The 836-nt window shown below is 63.0% G+C and carries 1 protein-coding gene; it reads left to right on the forward strand.

What is annotated here, in order from left to right; genetic code table 11:
• A partial coding sequence (locus HF894_RS15055; protein WP_204970654.1) for a sensor histidine kinase occupies positions 1 to 836 on the forward strand: 836 nt, incomplete at both ends.

The following is an 836-nucleotide window of genomic DNA, read 5'->3' on the forward strand; positions in this document are numbered from 1 at the left end:
CTGTCCACCCCTCCGATTCCCATCGGGACACAAGACCGGTTCTATCTCCGCCTCTTCTCGGAAAAGCCCTCGGCAGACATCTTCCGGCAAATGACTTATGCCGTACTGCTGTCCGCCGCGCTGGCCGTGCTGGTGATGGGCTGCCTGGTGTGGCAATTCCTCGTCATCCTGCGCAAGGACCTGCTGCTGAAACAACGGGAGGCGGCGGTGAACGGCACCGTGCACGACCTGAAAACACCGCTGGCAGGCGTGGTCACCCTCGTGGAATGGCTGAAGAAGGAAGAGAAGGACAGCCAGAAGCAGGCTTTCCTGCAACAGGCGGAAGAACGGCTGAAGCGGCTGAGAAACGACATCGAACGCATCCTGACCGCCGCAAGGGGCGGACGGAGGAAGCTCGTGCTGCACAAGGAACCGACGGACCTGCCCACACTGCTGGCACAGGCTGCGGCGGACACCCGGGCCTGCCTGCCCGCCAAGCGGCACACGCTGGAGACGGACAACCGGCTGGCGGACGGACAGGTGGAGGCGGACCCGGCCTGCCTGCGCAACGTCTTCGCCCAGCTGCTGGAAAACGCCCTGAAGTATTCGGACGAAGGTGTACGCATCACGGTGAAACTCGAAGAGGACGCTGAAGGATGGGTGACGGTCAGCGTGACAGACAACGGATGGGGCATCCCCCGCAAATGCCTGAAGAAGCTTTTCGGGGAATATTATCAGGTGCCCCGAGAGGAAGGCCGCGCACAGAAGGGCTACGGCATCGGCCTGACCTATGCCCGCTACGTGGTCCGTGCCCACGGCGGAGACATCCGGGTGGAAAGCCGGGAAGGAACGGGCAG

The sequence above is a fragment of the Caecibacteroides pullorum genome, from assembly GCF_019239235.1.
GTDB classification, from domain to species: Bacteria; Bacteroidota; Bacteroidia; order Bacteroidales; family Bacteroidaceae; genus Bacteroides; species Bacteroides pullorum.